General features: G+C 64.5%; 20 protein-coding genes. 14 read left to right on the top strand and 6 right to left on the bottom strand.

Annotation, left to right across the window (positions count from 1 at the left end):
* Nucleotides 1–2,544 (bottom strand): penicillin-binding protein 1A, encoded by a 2,544-nt coding sequence (locus tag LL253_RS12730; protein WP_228227420.1) that lies wholly within the window; start codon nucleotides 2,542–2,544, stop codon nucleotides 1–3.
* Between the two features lie 62 nt (nucleotides 2,545–2,606).
* A complete protein-coding gene (locus tag LL253_RS12725) occupies nucleotides 2,607–3,884 on the bottom strand; it encodes an N-acetylmuramoyl-L-alanine amidase (RefSeq protein WP_228227471.1) in 1,278 nt (425 codons plus the stop codon).
* A 510-nt stretch (nucleotides 3,885–4,394) separates the two neighbouring features.
* Between LL253_RS12725 and LL253_RS12720 the strand changes: the two genes are divergently transcribed.
* The 11 genes from LL253_RS12720 (at nucleotide 4,395) to LL253_RS12670 (ending at nucleotide 15,146) form a co-directional block, all read left to right on the top strand.
* Complete coding sequence (locus LL253_RS12720; RefSeq protein ID WP_228227419.1) at nucleotides 4,395–7,142, top strand: Rne/Rng family ribonuclease; 2,748 nt, start codon at nucleotides 4,395–4,397, stop codon at nucleotides 7,140–7,142.
* Between the two features lie 123 nt (nucleotides 7,143–7,265).
* A complete protein-coding gene (locus LL253_RS12715) occupies nucleotides 7,266–8,615 on the top strand; it encodes a M48 family metalloprotease (RefSeq protein WP_228227418.1) in 1,350 nt (449 codons plus the stop codon).
* 2 nt (nucleotides 8,616–8,617) lie between these two features.
* Nucleotides 8,618–9,385, top strand: a complete 768-nt coding sequence (locus LL253_RS12710) for a DsbA family protein (protein WP_050763035.1) — start codon at nucleotides 8,618–8,620, stop codon at nucleotides 9,383–9,385.
* A 146-nt stretch (nucleotides 9,386–9,531) separates the two neighbouring features.
* A complete protein-coding gene (gene rpmH / locus LL253_RS12705) occupies nucleotides 9,532–9,666 on the top strand; it encodes a 50S ribosomal protein L34 (protein WP_021227954.1) in 135 nt (44 codons plus the stop codon).
* A 35-nt stretch (nucleotides 9,667–9,701) separates the two neighbouring features.
* On the top strand, nucleotides 9,702–10,097 hold the full coding sequence (gene rnpA / locus LL253_RS12700; protein WP_228220918.1) for a ribonuclease P protein component: 396 nt from the start codon (nucleotides 9,702–9,704) through the stop codon (nucleotides 10,095–10,097).
* Nucleotides 10,094–10,306 carry a membrane protein insertion efficiency factor YidD gene (yidD, locus tag LL253_RS12695; RefSeq protein WP_228227417.1) on the top strand — a complete coding sequence of 71 codons (213 nt, stop codon included), beginning with the start codon at nucleotides 10,094–10,096 and terminating at the stop codon, nucleotides 10,304–10,306. Before rnpA ends, yidD begins: the two co-directional genes overlap by 4 nt.
* 34 nt (nucleotides 10,307–10,340) lie before the next feature.
* Nucleotides 10,341–12,047: a membrane protein insertase YidC gene (gene yidC, locus LL253_RS12690; RefSeq protein WP_009822729.1), complete on the top strand. Its 1,707-nt coding sequence runs from the start codon at nucleotides 10,341–10,343 to the stop codon at nucleotides 12,045–12,047.
* A 101-nt stretch (nucleotides 12,048–12,148) separates the two neighbouring features.
* Nucleotides 12,149–12,796: a ribosome biogenesis GTP-binding protein YihA/YsxC gene (gene yihA, locus LL253_RS12685; RefSeq protein ID WP_009822728.1), complete on the top strand. Its 648-nt coding sequence runs from the start codon at nucleotides 12,149–12,151 to the stop codon at nucleotides 12,794–12,796.
* A gap of 109 nt (nucleotides 12,797–12,905) precedes the next feature.
* On the top strand, nucleotides 12,906–14,033 hold the full coding sequence (gene prfB, locus LL253_RS12680; protein WP_228227470.1) for a peptide chain release factor 2: 1,128 nt from the start codon (nucleotides 12,906–12,908) through the stop codon (nucleotides 14,031–14,033).
* Nucleotides 14,033–14,764, top strand: coding sequence for a class I SAM-dependent methyltransferase (locus tag LL253_RS12675; RefSeq protein WP_009822726.1), 732 nt, complete (start codon nucleotides 14,033–14,035; stop codon nucleotides 14,762–14,764). The genes prfB and LL253_RS12675 overlap by 1 nt, the downstream gene beginning before the upstream one ends.
* Before the next feature lie 73 nt (nucleotides 14,765–14,837).
* Nucleotides 14,838–15,146 (top strand): PilZ domain-containing protein, encoded by a 309-nt coding sequence (locus LL253_RS12670; RefSeq protein WP_009822725.1) that lies wholly within the window; start codon nucleotides 14,838–14,840, stop codon nucleotides 15,144–15,146.
* On the opposite strand, the gene LL253_RS12665 is transcribed toward LL253_RS12670, so the two are convergent.
* The 3 genes from LL253_RS12665 to LL253_RS12655 all read right to left on the bottom strand — a co-directional run bounded on the left by LL253_RS12665 (nucleotide 15,147) and on the right by LL253_RS12655 (nucleotide 17,355).
* The gene (locus LL253_RS12665) at nucleotides 15,147–15,302 is read right to left on the bottom strand and encodes a hypothetical protein (RefSeq protein ID WP_009822724.1); all 156 of its coding nucleotides are present in this window, start codon (nucleotides 15,300–15,302) and stop codon (nucleotides 15,147–15,149) included. It abuts the gene before it with no gap.
* An 18-nt stretch (nucleotides 15,303–15,320) separates the two neighbouring features.
* Nucleotides 15,321–16,031, bottom strand: coding sequence for a hypothetical protein (locus LL253_RS12660; protein WP_009822723.1), 711 nt, complete (start codon nucleotides 16,029–16,031; stop codon nucleotides 15,321–15,323).
* Between the two features lie 112 nt (nucleotides 16,032–16,143).
* Nucleotides 16,144–17,355, bottom strand: a complete 1,212-nt coding sequence (locus LL253_RS12655) for a toxic anion resistance protein (RefSeq protein WP_009822722.1) — start codon at nucleotides 17,353–17,355, stop codon at nucleotides 16,144–16,146.
* A gap of 186 nt (nucleotides 17,356–17,541) precedes the next feature.
* Between LL253_RS12655 and LL253_RS12650 the strand changes: the two genes are divergently transcribed.
* From LL253_RS12650 to LL253_RS12640, 3 genes are read left to right on the top strand one after another with little or no spacing between them, the layout of a single operon-like run.
* The gene (locus LL253_RS12650; RefSeq protein ID WP_228227416.1) at nucleotides 17,542–17,859 is read left to right on the top strand and encodes a DUF485 domain-containing protein; all 318 of its coding nucleotides are present in this window, start codon (nucleotides 17,542–17,544) and stop codon (nucleotides 17,857–17,859) included.
* Entirely contained in the window at nucleotides 17,856–19,550 is a 1,695-nt protein-coding gene (locus LL253_RS12645; RefSeq protein WP_228227415.1) for a cation acetate symporter, read from the top strand. The genes LL253_RS12650 and LL253_RS12645 overlap by 4 nt, the downstream gene beginning before the upstream one ends.
* Before the next feature lie 22 nt (nucleotides 19,551–19,572).
* Nucleotides 19,573–20,274, top strand: coding sequence for a DUF899 family protein (locus LL253_RS12640; RefSeq protein ID WP_228227414.1), 702 nt, complete (start codon nucleotides 19,573–19,575; stop codon nucleotides 20,272–20,274).
* Between the two features lie 9 nt (nucleotides 20,275–20,283).
* On the opposite strand, the gene LL253_RS12635 is transcribed toward LL253_RS12640, so the two are convergent.
* Entirely contained in the window at nucleotides 20,284–21,834 is a 1,551-nt protein-coding gene (locus LL253_RS12635; RefSeq protein ID WP_228227413.1) for a S10 family peptidase, read from the bottom strand.
* Nucleotides 21,835–21,976 lie beyond the last annotated feature (142 nt).

Genomic DNA, 21,976 nt, shown 5'->3' with positions numbered 1-21,976 from the left:
TCAGTAAATCCCGCCCTGATCCTGCAGGAAGTCGGCGTCGGTGCGCTGCCGCCCGCGCGCCACGGCGGCTGCCGCCTTGGCATCGGCCGCCTTCGCCTGCGCTTCGGCCTCTTCCTTGCGGATGGACCGGCGCGGCTCGGTTTCGGGCTTGAACGCTTCCCAGATGACCGCGGGTTTGGGATCGTTGGTTGGCCACACGCCATAGACGCGCTTGCCCGAACGACGGTCGATCGTGACCATGCGGATGCCCGCCGGCGCGACAAAGGGCGTCTTGGGCATGGTTTCCAGGATCGGCGCCATCGCCGCCTTCCAGATCGGCGCGGCGATCCGGCCGCCCTGCGCCCATCCGCCCAGGCTCCGGGGCTTGTCATAGCCGACATAGACTCCCGCAACCAGGTCGGGCGATCCGCCCACGAACCAGACATTGGTGGGGCCATTGGTGGTGCCTGTCTTGCCGAACAGCGGGCGCTTGAGATCAGCCAGCACGGTGGCGGTGCCGCGCAGCACCACGCCTTCGGCGATATGCACGACCTGATAGGCGGTCATCGGGTTCATCACCTGCCGCCCTTCAAAGCCGAAGCGCGGCATCGGCTTGCCGTCCCAATTGGCCATGTTGCACCCGTCGCATGGGCGCCAGCGTTCGGGCCAGATCACCTTGCCGCGCCGGTCCTGCACATAATCCATGACCTTGGAGGGATTCTGTTTTCCCTGGTTGGCCAGCGTTGCATAGGCATTGACCATCCGCTCGACCGTCGTTTCGCCCGCACCCAGGGCGAAGGAGAGGTAGGGCTGATAATCGCCAATCCCCATCGCCTTGATCGTGCGTACGACCCGGTCCATGCCGGTTTGGCTGGCGGCGCGCACCGTCATCAGGTTGCGGGACTGTTCCACGCCCCAGCGCATCGTCTGCGGCCCGGCGCTGCCGCCCGAAAAGTTGCGGAAGCATTTCTGCCCCAATCCCGCGCCCTGGTAGACGCAGAGCGGCCCATCGACGATGATCGACGCGGGCGTCATGCCATTGTCCAGCGCGGCGGCATAGACGAAGGGCTTGATCGTGGAGCCGGGCTGGCGCTGCGCCTGCGTCGCGCGGTTATAGGAGGAGAGGCGGGAATCGAACCCGCCCTGCATCGCGCGAATACGGCCGGAATGCACTTCCTGCACCACCATGCCGCCTGACACTTCCGGGACGGTGCGCAAAGCCCAGTCATCGCCATTCTTGGCCACGACAATCAGGTCGCCGGCCTTCAACGCGGAAAAGGCGGGGCCGCCGGTTCGGCGATAGGGTGTCTGCGCCAGCGACGCGGGCAGGGTGCCGGTGCTGCCGTCCGAAAAGCCGATCTGCGCCTGGGACGATGATCGATCGATGACGACGGCGATGCGCCAGCCCTCATAATCGACGCCGACATAGCTGGCGGCCAGTTCACGCTCCCAGCCCCGGTCGGGATCGATATGGCCCACCGGACCAGACCAGCCGCGCCCCGCGCCAAAGCGCAGCAATCCGTTGCGCAGTGCATCCTTGGTGCGTTCCTGCGCCACGGGATCATAGGGGCTGCGCACCCACAGGCCACCGGCATAGACGCTATTGGGGCCGTCCTGCGCCTTTTCACCGAAGCGGTCGATCAGGCGACGGCGCACCTCTTCCATATAATAGCCCCCTGCGCGCGCGTCGAAGCTCGATCCGCGCACAGTGACGGTGCCCAGGGGTTGCGCCTGCGCCTGCGCGCGCTGCGTGGCGGAGATCCAGCCATTGCGCTCCATTTCGCCCAGCGCCCAGTTGCGCCGTTCGATCGCGCGGGCGTGGCCGGTTTCGCTTTCGGGGCGATAATTGGCCGGCCCCTTGGGCAGGATCGCCAGATAGGCCATTTCAGGCAGGCTGAGGTCGGCGACATCCTTGTCGAAATAGGCGCGCGCCGCCGCCTGCACGCCATAGGCATTGCGGCCAAGGAATATCTGGTTGAGGTAGAGTTCCAATATCTGCTGCTTGGACAGCACATTTTCCATGCGCCAGGCCAGGATCATCTCCTTGACCTTGCGCGTGGGCGAATATTCGTCGCCGATCAGCAGGTTCTTGGCCACCTGCTGTGTGATGGTCGATCCGCCACGCGCGCGTTGGCCCGACCCCAGCTTGCTGACATAGTCGGCGACGGCGCCGGCAAAGCCGGGAAAATCCACGCCATGATGCTCGAAAAACGTCTTGTCCTCCGCCGCCAGATAGGCGCGGATCAACAGCGGGGGATAATCGCTATATTGCAACTGCACCCGCCGTTCGCGGGCGTAGCTGTGCACCGGCTGCCCGTTGATGTCGCGCACCATGGTGGGCAGCGGCGGCTCATATTCCAGCAGGGTCGCCGCATCGGGCAGGCCGCGCGCGAAGATCAGCCAGAACAGGAAGATCGCGAGCAGGAATCCGCCCAGCAGGACCGCCAGCCAGCGGAACAGCCGCCGGCCCCATAGCGGCCGCAGCCGCGCCATGGCGCCGCCCGCGTCACGGCGCAGGCGATAGGCAAAGGATGTCGGGGCGGTATCGGAATGGGCCTCTTCCATGGGGAAGAGGCTCTAGGGTCAAATCGCCGCCAAGGCCAGTGGCGTTTCGACGGGCCGCGCCATCAGCCGCCCGCCGCCACGCCGCTCATCGCGAGCTTGCGCGCGAAATGCACTTCGATCGCCTTTGCAACGCCCCGCGCGATTTTTTGCTGACCCTCGCGTGAGGACAAGAAGGCGGAGTCCGCTTCATTGCTGATATAGCCGGTTTCGAACAGGATCGACGGCGTGTCCGGCGCCTTGAGCACCATCAGCGACGCGAAGCGATGATAGGCGCTGCGGAAGGGTACATAGGGCGACGCTTCGCGTTGGAGCAGCCGTGCGAAACTGGAGGAGATATTCAGCGATTCGCGCTGTGTCAGGTCGATCAGGATCGACGACACATCGCCCGACTGGCCGCCCAGATTGACGCCGTTGATGATGTCGGCCTTGTTCTCGCGCGCGGCCAGGCGCGCGGCTTCCCGGTCCGACGCGGTTTCCGATAATGTGTAGACCGTCGCGCCATGCGCGTCGGTGTTTTCCGCGGCATCGGCATGGATCGAAATGAACAGGTCCGCGCCCATCTTGCGCGCAATGCCATAGCGTTCCTGCAACACCAAGAAGCGATCATCGTCCCGCGTCAGCGCGACGCGCACCCGTCCGCCCTTGACCAGCTGGTCGCGGATCGCCTGCGCGATCGCCAGCGTCACATCCTTTTCGCGTTTGCCATTATCCTTGTTGATCGCGCCGGGATCATGGCCGCCATGGCCCGCATCGATCACCACCAGCGGACGCGCGCCGTCATTGACGCCCTGCACCGGGGGCAGGGCAACGCCGCGCGCGGCGGGCGGGATCGGCACGGTGATCGAATGCATTCGCTTTTGCGGGCGCGCGGCCATGTCGGCCGGCGCGTCGAACGCCATGCGGCCGCGGCCCAGTTCGCTACGAAAGCGGCTGTCGCTCACGCCCTTAATAGCGAAGCTCAGCGATTTGCCGTCCGGCGCGATGCGCGCGTCGGCCAGTGTCGCGGGGCTGGCAAGGTCGAGCACTACCCGCGCGCGTTCCGGGCTCAATTGTCCCTGACGAACACTCGCCACCGCGCCATTGCCCGGCGAAAAGGGAAAGCGCCCCGTTTGCGCGCCATCGATATCAAGGGCGATGCGCTGCGGTCCGTCGAGCAGGAAGGCGGACGCGCCCTCCACCCGCTCATCGAAACGCACCACCACCCGGTCCCCCTGCACATCGACGCCGGCGATGCCGCCCGCCTGGCCGGGGGAGGAAAGAAGAATGCTTGCCAAGGCAAGGCTCTGCAACATGCGCCGCTTGTGCACCGCAGGCCTGTCGGCCGTCCAGCCAAATATCATCGACGTTGACCCGTCCAGCGTCCCCACGCTGAACACCCGATTAAGCATCGCCCTCTTTTAACCCGGTAAAATGAGCTGGTTAACGACATCTTCACCATGCTGGCGCATGACGCCGATGGCGGAGGCGGCGCAAAGGCATAATATTTCGACCAACCGTTGCCGCCCGGGCTATTGACTGCTAACCATTCCCATTCCTGCAAGAATTGCCGTATGTTCGGTCAGTCTTCAGGTCAGACGAGCGCCCGCTGTTGTGCGGGCGAGACAGAACAGGTTGACGCTGCATGAGGCATGATTTTCCATCCACGCTTGCCCCGGTAACGGGCATGGCGGTGTGGATGGTGCGGCCCGGCGCCTTGTCCGGCCCTGCCGATGCAGCAGACGCGCAGATTTTCCTTCAAAACCGGATGCTTGCCTGCGCCGCGCCCGATGGCGCGCGCCGGCCGGCATTCTTTTCTTATCGCGTGGCGGCGCGGCTTCATGCCGCAGCCCGCGCACGCCGGAGACTTATAAATGACAATGCGTATGCTGATCGATGCGCGCCACCGGGAAGAAACCCGGGTCGCGGTCGTCAAAGGTAACCGGATCGAGGAGTTCGATTTCGAATCGGCCGAGCACAAGCAGCTCAAGGGCAATATCTATCTCGCCAAGGTGACGCGCGTGGAGCCTTCGCTCCAGGCCGCCTTCGTCGATTATGGCGGCAACCGTCACGGTTTCCTGGCTTTCAGCGAAATTCACCCCGATTATTATCAGATCCCGCGCGAGGACCGTGAGGCGCTGCTGCAGGAAGAGCGCGCCCATGCCGAGGAAGAGGCCGCGTTGCGCGCCGAGATCGAGGATGACGAGGACGCGGGCGAGGACGGCGTCGAGCTGGTCGAGGCGACTCATCATCATGAGGATGAGGACGCGGCCGAGGCGGATGCCGAAAGCCCGGCGCCCGAAGCCGCCAAGGGTGGCCGCCGCAAGCGCGGGAAGAATGGCGACGATGCTGCGGACGAACTGCGTCGCAAGCGCATGGCCCTGCGTCGCCGTTACAAGATCCAGGACGTCATCAAGCGCCGCCAGGTGCTGCTGGTCCAGGTTGTGAAGGAAGAGCGCGGCAACAAGGGTGCGGCGCTGACCACATATCTGTCGCTGGCGGGCCGCTATTGCGTGCTCATGCCCAACACGTCGCATGGCGGCGGCATCAGCCGCAAGATCAGCAACGCCGCCGATCGCAAGCGGTTGAAGACCATCATCGCGGAGATGAACCTGCCCTCGTCCATGGGCTGCATCGTGCGCACTGCGGGACTTCAGCGCACCAAGCCCGAAATCAAGCGTGACTTCGATTATCTCGCGCGGTTGTGGGACGAGATCCGCGAAAAGACGCTCCAGGCGTCGGCGCCCGAGCTGATCCACAATGATAGCGATCTGATCAAGCGCGCCATCCGCGACATCTACAACAAGGATATCGAGGAAGTCATCGTCGAGGGCGAGGATGGCTACAAGGCCGCCAAGGACTTCATGAAGCTGCTGATGCCGAGCCATGCCCGGCGCGTGAAGCAATATGCCGACGCGGTGTCGCTGTTCCAGCGCGCCAGCGTCGAGGATCAGCTCGCCGCGATGTACAATCCCGTCGTGCAGCTCAAGTCCGGCGGCTATCTGGTCATCAACCCGACCGAGGCGCTGGTGTCGATCGACATCAACTCCGGCCGGTCGACGCGCGAACATGGCATCGAGCAGACCGCCGTCGCCACCAATCTGGAAGCTGCACGCGAAATCGCGCGCCAGCTGCGCCTGCGCGACATGGCGGGCCTCGTCGTCATCGACTTTATCGACATGGAGATGAACTCCAACATCCGTAAGGTCGAAAAGGCGATGAAGGAGGCGCTCAAGGACGATCGCGCCCGCATCCAGGTCGGCCGCATTTCCGGCTTCGGCCTCATGGAAATGAGCCGCCAGCGGCTGCGCACCGGCGTATTGGAAGCCTCCACCCGCCAGTGCCCGCATTGCGAGGGCACCGGCCTTGTCCGCACGGCGTCGTCAGCGGGCCTCAGCGCGCTGCGCATGCTGGAGGAGGAAGCGGCGCGCGGTCGCGGCAACCTCATCACCCTGCGCGCTAGCCAGGAAGCGGCCTTTTACGTCCTCAACAACAAGCGCCGCGAATTGGACGAGATCGAGCTGCGCTATGGCGTGCGCATCGAAATCCTGCCCGATGGCGAGATTGAGGGTGCGCGCATGTCGGTCGAAGCCAGCGGCCCCCGTCCGGAGCGTGTCGTCACCTACGCGCCGCTGGTCGAGGATGATGACGATATCGACCTGCCCGAGGATGAAGACGACATCGAAGAGGTCGAGGACGCCGAGGACAGCACCGAGCGCGAGGAGCGGGGCGACAGGGGGGACGAGGATCGCGAAGGCGGCCGCCGTCGCCGTCGCCGTCGCCGTCGCCGGGGCGGCCAGCGCGAGGACCAGCGCGATGCCGGCTCCGAAGCGGAAACGGATGATAATGAGTCCGGTGACGAGACCGACGCCGAGGACGGCGATGAAGCCGAGGATCGCGATGTCGCCGCGCACGCGGGCGATGCCGATGGTGAAGAAGGCGGCGCGCGCCGTCGCGGCCGTCGTGGTCGTCGCGGTGGCCGCCGTCGGCGCGAAGCGGGCGAAACCGTCGCGATCGAGCAGGACGATGCAACGGCCCCGGCCGACGCCGAGGAAGCGGTTGCAGAACCGGTCGCCGAAGAAGCCCCTGCCGCTGAGCCGGTAAGCGAGGAAGCGGCCGAACCAGCGCCCAAGACGCGTCGTCGTCCCCGCGCCCGCAAGAAAGCGGACACGGACACCGCCGAGGCAGCGGCAACGACCGACGCTCCGGCCGAAGTCGCTCCGGTCGCGACGGAAGAGCCTGCACCTGCGCCCGAAGCGGATGCCGCGCCGGCAAAGCCCAAGCGCACGCGTCGCAAGAAGGCGGTGGCGAGCGAAGGCGCGGCGGCTGAAGCCGATACGCCGGCAGCAGATGCGCCGGCCGCCGACGCAGATGCCGCGCCAGCCAAGCCCAAGCGCACGCGCCGCAAGAAGGTGGTCGCTGCCGAGGCAGAGGCGGCGGAGCCCGCCGTCGAAGCTGTACCGCAGGTCCCGGCTGACGCTGCGCCTGTCGCGCAGCCCGAGCCGACCGCTTCGGCGGAACCGGTGCCTGCCGATGCCGCCGTTGCTGACAACGATGCAGCAGGCGAGGACGCCGATGGTGCGCCCCGTCGCGGCTGGTGGCAGCGCACCTTCGGTCAGTAAGCACGCGAAGAGTTGGAAGATGAAGCGCCGCTGCCCGTCCGGTTCCCCCGGTGCGCAGCGGCGCTTTTCCTTGTGGCGCGCTTCACGGCGCGTTCAGGACGGCCATGGCAAGGGCGGCGGGTGATGGCCCGTCTGCTCCAGTTTCTGGCTCTTGCGCTGGCGTCGCTTGCGCTGATGACCCGCCCCGCGCTCGCTCAGCAGATTTTGCGCGACGCCGAAACCGAAGCCTTCATGGGCGATATGTCCGCGCCGCTGGTCAAGGCGGCGGGCATGACGCCGAAAAATGTCCAGGTCCTCGTTATCAACGACCCGGAAATCAACGCCTTCGTCGCCGGCGGCCAATATGTCTGGGTTCATAGCGGCCTGATCGCGCAGGCGGACAATGTGAATCAGTTGCAGGGCGTGGTCGCGCACGAACTGGGACATATCGAGGGCGGGCACATCATCCGCTCGGGCGAGGGGATCAAGGACGCGACAAGCGTCACCCTGCTCAGCCTGGTACTCGGCGCGGCGGCGATCGCGGCGGGCGGCGCGGAAGCGGGCATGGGTATCATGGGCCTTGGCCAGCAGGCCGCGATGAGCAAATTCCTTGCCTTCTCCCGTGCGCAGGAAAGCTCCGCCGACCTTGCCGGCGCGCGCTATCTCCACAGTGCCGGGATCAGTGGCCGGGGGAGCCTTGAATTTTTCAAGAAGCTGCAAAATCAAGAATATCGCTTGGCCATTCCGCAGGACAATAGCTATGGGCGCACCCACCCGCTGTCGGGCGAACGCATCAGCGTCCTGCGGGAGGTCTATGAGGTCGATCCCGCCTGGGACAGACCGGTCGACCCGCAGCTGGAGGCACGGTTCGAGCGGATCAAGGCGAAGCTGATCGGCTTCGTGTCCGAACCGCAGCAAACGCTCATCAAATATCCCGAAAGCGACCAGTCGCTCCCCGCCCATTATGCCCGGGCCTATGCCTGGCACAAAAGCGCCTATCCGCAAAAGGCGCTGGCCGAGGCCGACGCGCTGCTCGCCGCCGCGCCGCATGATCCCTATTTCCTGGAATTGAAGGGCCAGATCCTGCTGGAGAGCGGGCGGCCCGCCGACGCGATTGCGCCGCTGCGCGAAGCGGTGAAGATCACCAATCAGCCGCTGATTTCCGTGCTTCTTTCTCACGCGCTCATCGCGACCGAGGACCCGGCCAATTTCGCGGAGGCCGAACAGGTGTTGCGCGTGGCGGTGCAGCGTGACCGCGAAAATCCCTTTGCCTGGTATCAGCTGGGTGTCGTTTACGAGCGGCGCGGCGACACGCCGCGCGCCGCTCTCGCCACGGCGGAACGCTATGCGATGATGGGCGATCATAATCTGGCGCTGCGCAGCGCCGACGTTGCGGTGCAGGGATTGCAGCCCGGCACGGTTGACTATCTGCGCGCGCAGGATATCGCCATGACCTCGCGCGCCGCGGTCGAGCAGCAGCGGAAGAAAAGATAGCAATGACAGATCAGAACCGGCCGAGCTTTCGTGCGGCCCTTTCCAACAGGACCATCCAGATGACCCTTGGCGCTTTCGCCTTCATCGCCGCCGCTGCCGGCGCCGCGCTCGCCGTTCAGGCTCCCGCCAGCGTCGGCGCGACCGATAAGGCCGCGATCGAGCAGATCGTCCATGATTATATTCTGGAGCATCCCGAAATCATTCCACAGGCGATTGAGAAGCTGCAATCCAAGCGCCTCTCCAGCGTGATCGACGCCAGCCGCAGCGCGCTCGAAACCCCCTATGCCGGCGCATGGGAAGGGGCGGCGGACGCCGACGTTACCGTGGTCGAATTTTTCGACTATGCCTGCGGTTATTGCCGTGCCTCGCTGCCTGATCTAGGCAAGCTGGTGGGGTCGGACAAGAAGGTGAAGGTCGTCTATCGCGAGTTGCCGATCCTGTCGGAAGAAAGCGGCGACGCTGCCAAGGTGTCGCTACTCGCGGCCGAGCGCGGCCAGTATATGCCCTATCACAAGGCGCTCTACGCTGCCGGGCGCGTGACGCGCGACACCATCCTAGCCGCAGCGGCAAAGGCCGGCATCAGCAAGGCGGATGCCGAAGCGGCGATGGCGTCCAGCAAATATGATTCGGAAATCCAGTCGAACATCGCGCTCGCCCAGAAATTGCAGGCGACCGGCACGCCCACTTTCGTCATCGGCGATCAGGTGCTGAGCGGCGCGGTCGGCTATGACGCGCTCAAGGAAGGTGTGGCAACGGCGCGCGGCAAGTAAGTCATACCGATTGCCGGACTGCCTGCCTTCCCGCCATTGACTTCCCCATCCCTTTTCCCTATCGGACGCCCCCTGACTGGCGGCCGCTGCGTAAGCGGCCCTTTTTTGTCACACCCGATTCTCTTGTTGTTTTTGAGGAATGAACGATGAAGCGCACCTTTCAGCCGAGCAATCTGGTTCGGAAGCGCCGTCACGGTTTCCGCGCCCGCATGGCGACCCCCGGCGGCCGCAATGTGATGCGCGCCCGTCGCGCCCGCGGCCGCAAGAATCTCTGCGCCTGACATCATCGCCGGATCAGCCTGTCGCGCCGGCCATCATGGTCCGGCGCGCAGATTTTCTGGCGGCGAATCGCGGACGGCGTGCGCCGATGCCGGGCTTTGTCCTGCTGGTGCGCGAACGCGGCGACGGTGATCCGGCGATGCGCTATGGCATCACGGTCACGAAAAAGATTGGCGGCGCTGTCATCCGCAACCGGATGAAGCGCCGTTTTCGCGTTCTGGCGCGCGAATTGCTGCCCGCCCTTGGCATTGCCGGCGCCGATCATGTGCTGATCGGCCGGGAAGGCGGGATTGAGCGGGATTTCTCCCTGCTGCGTGCTGAACTGGAAAAGGCGCTTGGCAAGATCATGACGCGGCCGGTCGATGCGCCGCGCGATCCCGCGCACCGCAAGGGCAAGCCTGCGCGCGCGAAAAGTCCCGGCAGCCCCCGATGATCGCGCGCCTGCTCATCCTGATCGCGCATTTCTGGCAACTTGGTCCGTCGCGAATCCTGCCGCCCACCTGCCGCTATGCGCCCTCCTGTTCAGAATATGCGATTCAGGCCGTGCGCAAATATGGCGCGATCAAGGGTAGCTGGTTGGGGTTCAAGCGGCTAATGCGATGCCACCCATGGGGCGGATCGGGCTACGATCCGGTGCCCTGACACGACAGATCACAAGACGGCGGAGCGCAAAAGCGTGGACGACAAGAAGAATATCATCCTGGCGGTGCTGCTGACCGCGGCGATCCTGTTCGGCTGGCCCTATATCTCCAACTATTTCTTCCCCACGGCCAATCCGCCCGCCACAAAGATTGAGGGCGGCAAGCAGGTCCCCGTCGCCCGGCCCGATGCGGACCCCGCCGCCGACAGCCCGGCCGCGATCCGAGACCGTGCGCTCGTGCTCAGGGAAAGTCCGCGCATCCCCATCCGCACGGCCAAGCTGACCGGCTCGATCAACCTCAAGGGCGCGCGCATCGATGACATCGTCCTGCCGACCTACAAGGAAACGATCGCCAAGGATTCGCCGGCCGTTCGTCTCTACAGCCCGTCGGGCACGCAGGACGCCTATTTCGCAGGCTTCGGCTGGCAGGGTGAAGGGCTGCGCGCGCCCGATCGCAACACGCTCTGGACCGCGCAGGGCAGCGCACTCACGCCGACTAGCCCGGTAACGCTCAGCTGGAACAACGGCGCGGGGCAGCTCTTCGAAATCCGCCTGTCGGTCGATGACAACTACATGATCACTGCCGCGCAGAAAGTGTCGAACACCGGCACCGGCACGGTGGGCGTCAAGCCCTATGCCTATATCAGCCGCACCGGCATTCCCAAGGATCCCGATACCTGGACCATCCATGTCGGACCCATGGGTGTCTTCAACGGCGCGGCCAATTACGATGTCAATTACAAAGATCTCGACAAGGGACCGTCGGTCCAGAGCTTCCAGTCCAAGGGCGGCTGGATCGGTTTCACCGACAAATATTGGCTGTCTGCTCTCGTGCCGGCTGCCGACGCCGACTTTGCCGGCCAGTTCCGCAAGGGCGCGGGCACGCAATATCAGGCCGATGTCGCGCTTGGCTCCAACATGGTCGCGCCCGGCAAGGCGGTGACGCAGACGCAGCGCCTGTTCGTCGGCGCCAAGGAAGTGAAGACGCTCGAAGCCTATCAGGACGCCGGCGTGCCGCTGTTCGACCGGGCGATCGACTGGGGCTGGTTTTACTGGTTCGAAAAGCCGATCTTCGCGCTGCTGCACTGGCTGTTTGAACATATCGGCAATTTCGGCGTCGCCATCATCTGCCTGACGTTCGTCGTGCGCGCGATCATGTTCCCGATCGCCCAGCGCCAGTTTTCCAGCATGGCGGCGATGCGCGCGCTCCAGCCGAAGATGAAGGCGCTGCAGGAAAAGCATAAGGACGACAAGCAGCAGCTGCAGATGAAGATGATGGAGCTGTACAAGCAGGAGAAGGTGAACCCGCTCGCCGGCTGCCTGCCCATCTTCATCCAGATCCCGATCTTCTTCGCGCTGTACAAGGTGCTGATGCTGACGATCGAAATGCGGCACCAGCCCTTCGTCCTGTGGATCAAGGACTTGTCCGCGCCCGATCCGCTGCATATCCTGAACCTCTTCGGCCTGCTCGACTTCACGCCGCCCGCGTTCCTGGGCATCGGCGTGCTGGCGCTGCTGCTGGGCATCAGCATGTATTTCCAGTTCAAGCTCAATCCGACGCAGATGGACCCGATGCAGCAACAGATCATGGGCATCATGCCCTGGATGATGATGTTCATCATGGCGCCCTTCGCGGCGGGCCTGCTGGTCTACTGGATCACCAACAACTGCCTGTCGATGGCGCAGCAATGGTGGCTCTATCGCAAGCACCCGGTGCCCGCAGCCGCAGTGCCGGCGAAATAGCGCCAACGCCTACCTCCGTTCGGTTCGAGCTTGTCGAGAACGGCGCACGGGGTTCTCGCCCTTCGACAGGCTCAGGGTTCTCGAACCGAACGGATGTTGCTGTGACCGACCAAGACAATCCCGACCTGATCGAGGACGCGCGCAAGCTCTTTGCCGGGCCGATCGCCTTCCTCAAGTCCGCGCCGGATCTTAAATTCCTGCCCGACATGGCGGTGAATGAAGTCGCCTTCGCGGGCCGTTCGAACGTGGGCAAATCCTCGCTGCTCAATGCGCTCACCAACCGCAACGGCCTGGCGCGCACGTCCAACACGCCCGGCCGCACGCAGGAACTCAATTTCTTCGACGTCGGCGATCCGCTGCGTTTCCGCCTCGTCGACATGCCGGGCTATGGCTATGCCAAGGCGCCCAAGGACATGGTCAAGAAATGGCGATTCCTGGTGAACGACTATCTGCGCGGCCGCGCGGCGCTCAAGCGCACGCTGGTGCTGATCGACAGCCGCCATGGCATCAAGGATGTCGATACCGACATGCTCGACATGCTGGACGGCGCGGCTGTCAGCTACCGCATCGTCCTCACCAAGGCGGACAAGATCAAGGCGAGCGCGCTCGCCGCCGTGACGCAGCAGACCGCCGACGCGATCCGCAAGCGCCCGGCCGCTCATCCCGACATCATCGCCACATCGAGCGAGAAGGGCATGGGTCTGCCCGAACTGCGCGCCGCGGTGCTCGAAAGCGTGACACAGGGCTGACCCTTGACGAAGTGCCCGCGTATCGCGAAGTAACCCGCTTTCGACAAGACGGCCGCAACCCGCTACAGCGGCCGCACACGGCCTTGCGCCGCCTATTGGAGACATGACCATGCGCGCCGAAGCGCAGCAATATATCGACCGTATCGATGCCGCGCTTGCCCTGCTGCGCCAGTCGCTCGACTGGGACCGCTCGCTGCGCCGGCTGGACGAACTCAATGCCCGCGTCGAGGACCCGACCCTGTGGGACAATGCCAAGCAGGCGCAGGAGGTGATGCGCGAGCGCACCCGGCTCGACAGCGCCATCGGCGCGACCCGCGCGATCGAGGCGGAAAAGTCCGATACTGCCGAACTCATCGAGATGGCCGAGGCCGAGGGCGATGAAGGCATGGTGGACGAAGCGGTCGCGGCGCTCAAGGCGCTGGCCGACCGGGCGGACGAGGACAAGATCAAGGCGCTGCTTGCGGGGGAGGCGGACAGCTACGACACCTATCTGGAAATCCACGCCGGCGCGGGCGGCACGGAAAGCCAGGACTGGGCCGAAATGCTCAGCCGCATGTATCGCCGCTGGGCCGAACGGCGCGGTTACAAGGTCGAACTGGTGGACTATCAGGCCGGCGACCAGGCCGGGATCAAGTCGGCGACCTTCCTGATGAAGGGCGAAAACGCCTACGGTTATGCCAAGACAGAGAGCGGTGTCCATCGCCTCGTCCGCATCAGCCCCTATGACAGCAGCGCGCGCCGCCACACGAGCTTTTCATCCGTGTGGGTCTATCCGGTGATCGACGATGATATCGATATCGAGGTCAAGGAGAGTGACCTCAAGATCGACACCTATCGCGCATCGGGCGCGGGCGGGCAGCACGTCAACACCACCGATTCCGCGGTGCGCATCACCCACGTTCCCTCGGGCATCATCGTCGCGTCGCAGAATGACCGCTCGCAGCATAAGAACCGCGCCACCGCGATGAACATGCTCAAGGCCCGCCTCTATGAAGCCGAACTGCGGCGGCGCGAGGAAGCCGCGTCGAGCGACTATCAGGCCAAGACCGAAATCGGCTGGGGCCACCAGATCCGCTCCTATGTGCTGCAACCCTATCAGCTGGTGAAGGACCTGCGCACCGGCGTCACCTCGACCTCGCCAGACGATGTTCTGGATGGCGCGCTTGATCCTTTCATGGCGGCCGCGCTCAGCCAGAAGGTGACGGGCGAGAAGGTCGATGTGGAGGATGTCGATTGATGATCCGGGCGGCACTGGCGGGCGTGCTTGTCCTCCTGTCCGCCTGCGATCAGTTGAGCGGCGGCAATGCGTCCCAGCGCCCTGTCGCCGCCCGTGATTTTCCCCGCGCCGATCGCCCGGTGGCGCCGATCGTATCGACCCGCTGGTCCAGCGAGGAAGCGCGCGATCGCGTCAATGAGGCGGAAGACATCATGGACCGGGCGGGCATCCGTCCCGGCATGACCGTCGCCGACATCGGCGCCGGCGAAGGCTATTATACGGTGCGTCTGGCCCAAAGGGTCGGCCCCACCGGCAGGGTCCTGGCCGAAGACATATTGCCCGAAGTCATAGAGGCGCTCTCGCGGCGCATCACGCGTGAGGAATGGGACAATGTCAGCGTCAAGCTGGGCGCGCCCGAAGACCCGCGCCTGCCCGAAAACAGCTTCGATCGCATTCTGATGGTCCATATGTATCATGAGATTGCAGAGCCTTACGCCTTCCTCTGGCATCTTAGCCCGGCGCTTAAGCCCGACGGCGAATTGATCGTCGTCGATGCGGATCGGCCGACTGATCAGCACGGTACGCCGCCGCGCCTGCTGGCGTGCGAACTCGCGACCATGGGTTTTCGCATGGAGGAACTCATCCCCAAACCAACGGCTGGGGGCTATTTCGCGCGGTTCCGCCGCATTGTGGCGCGCCCGGATCCGTCCGCCATCATCCCCTGCGCGATCAACCAGCGATCACAGGGTTAATATGGCGATCAGGCTGAAAGGATGATCCCATGTCCCTGCCGATGCGTTATAGTAGGCATCCGGGAGGTAAAGCATGACGCAAAGTGAACCCAGGACAGAGCTGTCCTTCGGCCCTACACGCGCGCCGCGCCATAAATTATTCGAACCCGTTTCCCTGTGGCGCGATGGCGCATCCGTGCGCGGGCATCTGCTCGACCTGTCGGCAACCGGCGCGCTGTGCCACAGCGATACGCTGTTCGGCGCGGGCGATCGTGTGCTGATCGATGCGGATTGTCTGGGTGTTGCGGGCCGGGTCGTATGGGCAGGCGGCAAGCGGTTCGGGCTTCATTTCGATGCGGCGCTGCCCGGCCCTGTCATAGAACGGGTGCTGCACCAGGGCTGATCAGCTCTTGCGCCGCCACCTCCGCACCATCGACAGGCCCAGAAATCCGCCACCCACGACCGCCGCTATAGCCCCCCCCGCCGACGCCAGCGCCCAGGCCCCGGCCGCCAGCAGCCCGGTCAGGAAATCGACGATGATGAGGGTCAGGTGGATCATGACGGGATCAGGCCGGCACTAGCGGCCCAGATCCTTGGCTTCCTGATATTTCAGTTCCAGAAACCGGTTCTGCGTCGCCAGCTTGTCAAGGTCGCCGCTGGCCAGATTTTCCGTCATGCGCGCAATTTCCGCCTCGATGACGCCCAGCCCTTCGACCAGCTGCTTTTCGGGCACGCGACCATTGCGTTCCTCCCGCCGCATGGGCGCGGGAATGGACTGATAGCCGGTGACGAGCTCAGGCAGATGATCCGACAGCAAGCGGCGGATTTCCAGAGCCGCGGGGTCCTGTTCATTCAGCCGCTCCAACTGCGGCGCCAGCGTCTCCAGCCGCACGCCGATGCTGTCGATCAGGGTCACGGCCGGCGCGGGCAGGGCCTTGCGCTGCGTTTCCAGCCAGATTTCGGTCTTGAGGGGGAGGGCGGGCAGTTCGGTCTGCGCCAGCGTGTCGGCGCTGACCGGACGGTCGCCGGGCAGCAATGCGAAAAACATTGTCGCGATCAGCAGCAGCCCCAGCACGATCATCACGCCATTGGTGCCCAGCGGCAGGAACCATCCGGCGATCATCGCGCCCATCAGGATGACGAAGATCGCGCCGCCAATGCGCCCCAGCCGCCGCATGATCGACGCATTGCGGCGGTCGCGCGCCCGCGCCGACAGGCTGCGTCCGCGTTCGCTATGGCGGCGCAGCACCGCCTCGGCATCGGCCAGCACGCGGTCGGACCGGCTCATGCTTGTCCCGTTTCCGTTCGGTTCGAGTAGCCGTCGAGCCTGCCGAGACGGCGTGTCGGGAACAGTTCTCGACAGGCTCGAACCGAACGGAAGGAAGCAGCGCGCATCCCGCTCACCCCTCGATCGCGCTCAGCAGCGGATTGTCGATGCGGGCTTCCTGCGCCGCCTGCGCCTGGCCCTGCGCCCGCGCGATATAGCCCTTGGACTTCTCCACCTCGTTCGACAGCGTGTTCACTGTCGTCTTCATATTCTCCAGCGCCTTCATCTTGAACGTGTCGATATTGTCCATCGTGTCGTAGATATTCTGGAAAGCGCGCTGCAGCGTCTCGATGGGGATCGTGCTCGACGCCGCCTGCTCATGGATCTGCGCGGTCTGGCTTTTCAGCAGTTCGCCAGTCCGGTCGATCATGTTGGCGGTCGTGGTGTTGAGCGCGGTGATCTGTTCCAGCACCAGGCGTTGCCCGACCAGCGCCTGCGCCACCGTCACGGCCGTCCGCAGCGCCGCCACCGTCGTTGTGCTCGCGCGGTCGACGCCCTTCACCAGCTCGACATTGTTCTTCTTGACCAGGTCCAGCGCCAGATAGCCCTGCACCGTCACCGCCATCTGCGTCAGCAAATCCTGCGTGCGCTGGCGGATGTAGAACAGCGCGCTTTCGCGGATCGCCTTGGCCTTGGCCGGATCGGTGGAATCCAGGTCCATCGCCTTGGCTTCCAGCCGCGCGTCCATGGTCTTGCTGATATGGATCATCTGTTCCAGGCGACCCATGGTGGCCCACATATTCTGCCGCTCGACATCGATCGCGGCATTATCTTTGATCAGCGTGTCCTTGCCGCTGGCAAGGCTGCCCAGGATCGAATTGATGTGGCCCTGCGCGCTTTTATAGCCGTCGAAATAGTCGCGCATCTTGTTGCCGAAGGGGATGATGCCGAACAGCTTCTTGGGCGCGAGCAGGCTGCCGCGCTTGCCAGGGTCCAGATCCTCGACCGTGCGGCGCAATTCGGCCAGGTCGGCGCCGACCTTGCTGTCACTGTCCATCGCGCGCACCGGCCGGTCCAGGAAGCGGTTGCTGTGTCCGGCCGCCTCGGCGATTTCCTTGCGCCCCATATTCGTGAGCTGATCCACGCGCTTGCCGAATTCGGGCGAATTGGCGTCCTGCGCGACCAGATCCTCGACAAAGGCGTCGACCTTCTCGTCCAGCTTGGACTTCTTCTCCTCGTCGATCGGCACCAGCCCCGCGGCCTTGTCAGGCGCGACCGCCGGCACTGGATCGGGCGGCGTCAGGTTGAGCGGGTCAGCGGTAGCGGTGGGCGCGGTCGAAGCCATGTCATCTCCTGATAAGCCCAAGGGCGGCACGAACTGTTATATGTGCATAAAACAGTCAGTCGCAAGTCTGCGCAACTTTTCCAGCTCCTGTTATAAGGCCTGCGCCCCCGCCATTGCAATCGCCCGCCGCCGGGCTAGCATGGCCGCAATATGGCGACGCTCGCCGCATGATGGGAAGGGGGCAGGGTGCAGGACGAACAGGACAGGCTGGTGGCGGCTGTCGCGGCTGATCCACGCTATGAAGCGCTGGTGGCGCGCCGGTCGCGGCTGGGCTGGACGCTCTCGGCGGTCATCTTCATCGCCTTTGTCGGCTACCTGCTGCTGATCGCCTTTCGCCCTGCGCTGCTGGCGACGCCGGTCGGGACGGGCATCACCTCGCTTGGCATTCCGCTCGGCCTTGGCCTCATCCTGCTCGCCATCGCGCTGACCGGTTTCTATGTGCGCCAGGCCAATCGCCATCATGATGCGCAGATGGCCGCCATAATTCGGGATCATGGCGCATGAAGGCGCTGCTTGCTGCATGGGCCTTGTTGCTGCCCACGCCCGCCTTCGCCGCCGCGCTGGAGGGGGAGGTGCAGCGCCAGCCCATCAACTGGGTGGCGATCGCGATGTTCGTCGCCTTTGTCGGCCTGACGCTCTGGATCACCAAGGCGGCGGCCGCGCGCACCCGTACCGCGTCGGAATTCTATACCGCGGGCGGCGGCATCACCGGTTTCCAGAACGGCCTCGCCATGGCGGGCGACTATATGTCGGCCGCCTCCTTCCTGGGCATATCGGCGCAGATTTTCACGGATGGCTATGACGGCCTCATTTATTCCACCGGCTTCCTCGTCGGCTGGCCGATCCTCCTGTTCCTGATGGCCGAACGGCTGCGGAACCTTGGTCGCTACACCTTCGCCGATGTCGCCTCCTACCGCTTCGCCCAGCCGCCGGTGCGTAGTTTCGCAGCGGTCAGCACGCTGCTGGTCGTCAGCTTCTACCTCGTCGCGCAGATGGTGGGCGCGGGGCAACTCATCAAATTGCTGTTCGGCCTGCCCTATGCCGCCGCCGTGGTGATCGTCGGTGGCCTCATGATGCTCTATGTCCTGTTCGGCGGCATGCGGGCGACCACATGGGTCCAGATCATCAAGGCGGTGCTGCTGCTGGGCGGGGCCAGCTTCATGGCGGTGATGGTGCTGGCGCAGGCCGGCTTCAGCCTGGAAACCCTGTTCGCCCGCGCCGTCGAGGTGAAGACGCAGGCCGCGCTGGCCACCGGCGCGTCTGCGGACCAGGCAGCCCAGCAGGGCCGCGCCATCATGGCGCCCGGCGGCTTCATCAAGGACCCCGTGTCCGCCATCTCCTTCGGCCTTGCGCTCATGCTCGGCACGGCGGGCCTGCCGCACATATTGATGCGCTTCTTCACCGTCCCGGACGCGAAGGAGGCGCGCAAGTCGGTGCTCTGGGCGACCGGCTGGATCGGCTATTTCTATATCCTGACCTTCATCATCGGCTTCGGCGCGATCCTGCTTGTTGGCACCAATGCCGCTTATCTTGACGGGCAGGGGGCCTTGCGCGGCGGCGGCAATATGGCGGCGATCCATTTGGCGCATGCCATCGGCGGCAATGCCTTTCTCGGCTTCATTTCGGCGGTCGCCTTCGCCACGATCCTCGCTGTCGTCGCGGGCCTGACGCTCTCGGCCGCCTCTGCCGTCAGCCATGATCTTTACGCCACCGTCCTGCGCCACGGGCAGGCCAGCTCGGCCGATGAACTGCGCGTGTCGCGGATCACCACGCTGGCGCTCGGCGCGCTTGCCGTGCTGCTCGGCCTCGTCTTTGAAAAGCAGAATGTCGCCTTCATGGTCAGCCTCGCCTTCGCGCTCGCCGCGTCGGGCAATTTCCCGGTGCTGATCCTGTCCCTGCTCTGGAGCGGATGCACCACGCGCGGCGCGGCCTGGGGCGGGACGATCGGGCTGCTCACGGCTTTCGTGCTGACCTTGCTGTCGCCGGCGGTCTGGACGACGACCTTCGGGCTGGGGGATGCGCCTTTCCCCTATAGTTCGGCCGCGATCGTCTCGGTGCCCGCCGGCTTCCTCGCCATCTGGCTCATTTCGCTAGTCGACCGCTCGCCCCGCGCGGCGATCGACAAGGCGGGCTATCCAGCCCAGCGCGTCCGCGCCGAAACCGGCATTGGCGCCTTCGCCGCCAGCGATCATTGACCACTGGAGAAAGGGCCGCGCCATGACCGAACCGCTACCATCCGCCCGGGACCTCGCTGCGCACCGCAAGCCTGCCTTCCCCGGCGAAAGTGAAGCCTATGCGCAGGCGCGACAAGCGCTACTGGTGGAGGAAATCGAATTTCGCCGCCACATGACGCGCCTTACGGCGCAGCGACAAGCACTGCCGCCCGGCCCGGTGATCGAAAAGGACTATCGCTTTCTCGACGAACAGGGCTTCGAAACCGGCTTGGTGAACCTGTTTGGAGAGCATGATACGCTGGTCGCCTATTTCTGGATGTTCGGACCGCAACGCAATCGGCCCTGTCCGATGTGCACCAACTGGCTAGGCGCGGTGAACGGCAATGCAGCCGACATCAAGCAGCGCGTCGCGCTCAAGATCATCGGCCGCAGTCCGGTCGAGCGGCAGTTCCTGTTTGCGCAGGAACGTCAGTGGCGCGACCTCGACTTCGTGCAGACCGTCGGCGACGATTATGCGCGAGACCTTGGCCTGATCAACGACGACGGCACCGAAAACCCAGCCCTTGTGGTCTTCCGCCGCGACGGAGACGAAGTCCGTCTTTTCTGGAAGAGCGAAATGCGGATGGAGATGGCCGATCCGGGGCAGGACCCGCGTGACGCGCCAGACATCGCGCCGCTCTGGTCCATCCTCGATCTAACGCCGGACGGACGCGCCCCGGACTGGTATCCCCGCCTGCGCTATTGACCGCGGGGCTCAGCGCGCCCCTTCCGCGTAATAGCGCTCCATGTCGAGCCGCATCTGGTGCAGCGCCTCGGGATTCAGATAGACCATGTGGCCCGCCGGATAATAGCGGAACTGCAAGTTGCCGCGCAGCTGCGGCTCCAGCATCATGTGCTTGAGGTCGCGCTCGGTCGAAAAGAAGGGCGTCGCCATGTCATAATAGCCGTTCAGGGACAGCACGCGCAGATGCGGATTGGTGCGCATCGCGGCCGACAGGTCGGCGGTCACGTCGGCGACATTCTGCTTGCCCCCTTCGGGCGGCTGGTGGCTCCAGTCCCATTTGAAATCGCCGCCCTCCCGTGCGCTCAGGCGATAGGACAAGTCCGTCTTGTAGCCGATCTGGCGCGTCACCTGATCCAGGAAGCTGCCGACATAGAGACCGGTGATCCCGGTGCTCGACGGGTCATATTCCGGTTCCTCGCCGGCCGTGTCAGCGTCGATGCCGGTATAGCGGCTGTCGAACCGCCCCAGCGTCGCATGCTCGTCGCGCAGCAATTCCTTGCGAAAACGCGACAGGTTGACGCGCAAATTCGCGCGCTTGAGATAATCGACCGACAGGCCGGTATAGCGGTTGAGCTGGCGCGCTATCTCGTCCGTCTCCTGCGGCGTGATGTCGGATCCTTTCAGCAGCGCAGTGGCATAGGGGCCATTGGCGAATTCCCGCGCTTCCTCGACAAAGGCTTCCAGGCTGGCGGGGCGGCCGCCGGGCACCTTGTTATGATACCATGCGGTGGCGGCATAGCTTGGCAGATAGCCGATATGGATGGTGTCGAACCCCGACTGGCGGATGCCGTAATTCATGATCGATGACAGCAGCACCACGCCGTTCAGGGCCAGACCGCGATCCTCCAGCTGATACGCCAGCGCGCCCGATCGGGTCGTGCCATAGCTTTCGCCAAAAATATATTTGGGGTCGCCCCAGCGGCCGTTCTTGGTCGTGTAGCGGATGATCGCCTTGGCAAAGGCGTCCACATCCTGATCCACGCCGTAGAAGTCCGAACCCTTGGTGTCGCCAATCGGGCGCGAATAGCCCGCCCCGATCGCGTCCAGGAATACCATGTCGGTGCTGCCGATCAGGCTGTCATTATTGGGACCGACGTCAAACGGCGCGGGCTTGACCGCCTGCGGGTCGGTGGTGCGCACATGCATCGGCGCGAAGCTTCCCATGCGCAGCCAGAGCGACGAAGACCCCGGGCCGCCATTATAGAAGAAAGTAACGGGGCGGTTCTTTCCGGCCGCGGTATAGGCGGTATAGAACATGCTCCCCATCGGCTTGCCCTGTTCATCGCGGATGGTCAGCGTACCCGCCGTCTGGGTATAGGCGATGCTCTTGCCATCCACCCGCGCCGTCCCCTTGCCGCTTTGCGTCACTTCCTCGACCGGCGCGCTGGCCCAATTGGCCGCGACCGCCTCGGCGACCTTTTCGGCATGCTGCTTCAGCGCGTCGGGCGCGTCCTTCTGCGCAAGCGCGGGAGACGCCAGCGCAGCCAGAGAAACAAGAGTCAGGGAGATAGGCAGCCGCATGGGCAAATGGTCCTTTCTGATGGTGCGATCCTGTGTTGCTTCCATAAAGCAGTTATACGGCTGTGCAACTATCCATGTTATTCTGTCTCATCCCTCCACCGATGCGCCTGCCCTTGCCGCAGCGCGGCATTTCCTGTAGGGG

Source organism: Sphingobium soli, from assembly GCF_020782245.1.
In the GTDB taxonomy this organism is placed as follows: domain Bacteria; phylum Pseudomonadota; class Alphaproteobacteria; order Sphingomonadales; family Sphingomonadaceae; genus Sphingobium; species Sphingobium soli.
This window is presented reverse-complemented; position numbering and strand designations above follow the sequence as displayed.

Excerpts from the sequence above, each read along its gene's own strand:
- LL253_RS12730 (WP_228227420.1), bottom strand. The coding sequence starts at position 2,544 with ATGGAAGAGGCCCATTCCGATACCGCCCCGACATCCTTTGCCTATCGC.
- LL253_RS12635 (WP_228227413.1), bottom strand. The coding sequence starts at position 21,834 with ATGCGGCTGCCTATCTCCCTGACTCTTGTTTCTCTGGCTGCGCTGGCG.
- prfB (WP_228227470.1), top strand. The coding sequence starts at position 12,906 with ATGCGCGCCGAAGCGCAGCAATATATCGACCGTATCGATGCCGCGCTT.
- rpmH (WP_021227954.1), top strand. The coding sequence starts at position 9,532 with ATGAAGCGCACCTTTCAGCCGAGCAATCTGGTTCGGAAGCGCCGTCAC.
- LL253_RS12710 (WP_050763035.1), top strand. The coding sequence starts at position 8,618 with ATGACAGATCAGAACCGGCCGAGCTTTCGTGCGGCCCTTTCCAACAGG.
- LL253_RS12655 (WP_009822722.1), bottom strand. The coding sequence starts at position 17,355 with ATGGCTTCGACCGCGCCCACCGCTACCGCTGACCCGCTCAACCTGACG.
- rnpA (WP_228220918.1), top strand. The coding sequence starts at position 9,702 with ATGGTCCGGCGCGCAGATTTTCTGGCGGCGAATCGCGGACGGCGTGCG.
- LL253_RS12645 (WP_228227415.1), top strand. The coding sequence starts at position 17,856 with ATGAAGGCGCTGCTTGCTGCATGGGCCTTGTTGCTGCCCACGCCCGCC.
- LL253_RS12675 (WP_009822726.1), top strand. The coding sequence starts at position 14,033 with ATGATCCGGGCGGCACTGGCGGGCGTGCTTGTCCTCCTGTCCGCCTGC.
- LL253_RS12720 (WP_228227419.1), top strand. The coding sequence starts at position 4,395 with ATGACAATGCGTATGCTGATCGATGCGCGCCACCGGGAAGAAACCCGG.
- LL253_RS12660 (WP_009822723.1), bottom strand. The coding sequence starts at position 16,031 with ATGAGCCGGTCCGACCGCGTGCTGGCCGATGCCGAGGCGGTGCTGCGC.
- yidD (WP_228227417.1), top strand. The coding sequence starts at position 10,094 with ATGATCGCGCGCCTGCTCATCCTGATCGCGCATTTCTGGCAACTTGGT.
- LL253_RS12725 (WP_228227471.1), bottom strand. The coding sequence starts at position 3,884 with ATGATATTTGGCTGGACGGCCGACAGGCCTGCGGTGCACAAGCGGCGC.
- LL253_RS12665 (WP_009822724.1), bottom strand. The coding sequence starts at position 15,302 with ATGATCCACCTGACCCTCATCATCGTCGATTTCCTGACCGGGCTGCTG.
- LL253_RS12715 (WP_228227418.1), top strand. The coding sequence starts at position 7,266 with ATGGCCCGTCTGCTCCAGTTTCTGGCTCTTGCGCTGGCGTCGCTTGCG.
- LL253_RS12670 (WP_009822725.1), top strand. The coding sequence starts at position 14,838 with ATGACGCAAAGTGAACCCAGGACAGAGCTGTCCTTCGGCCCTACACGC.
- LL253_RS12640 (WP_228227414.1), top strand. The coding sequence starts at position 19,573 with ATGACCGAACCGCTACCATCCGCCCGGGACCTCGCTGCGCACCGCAAG.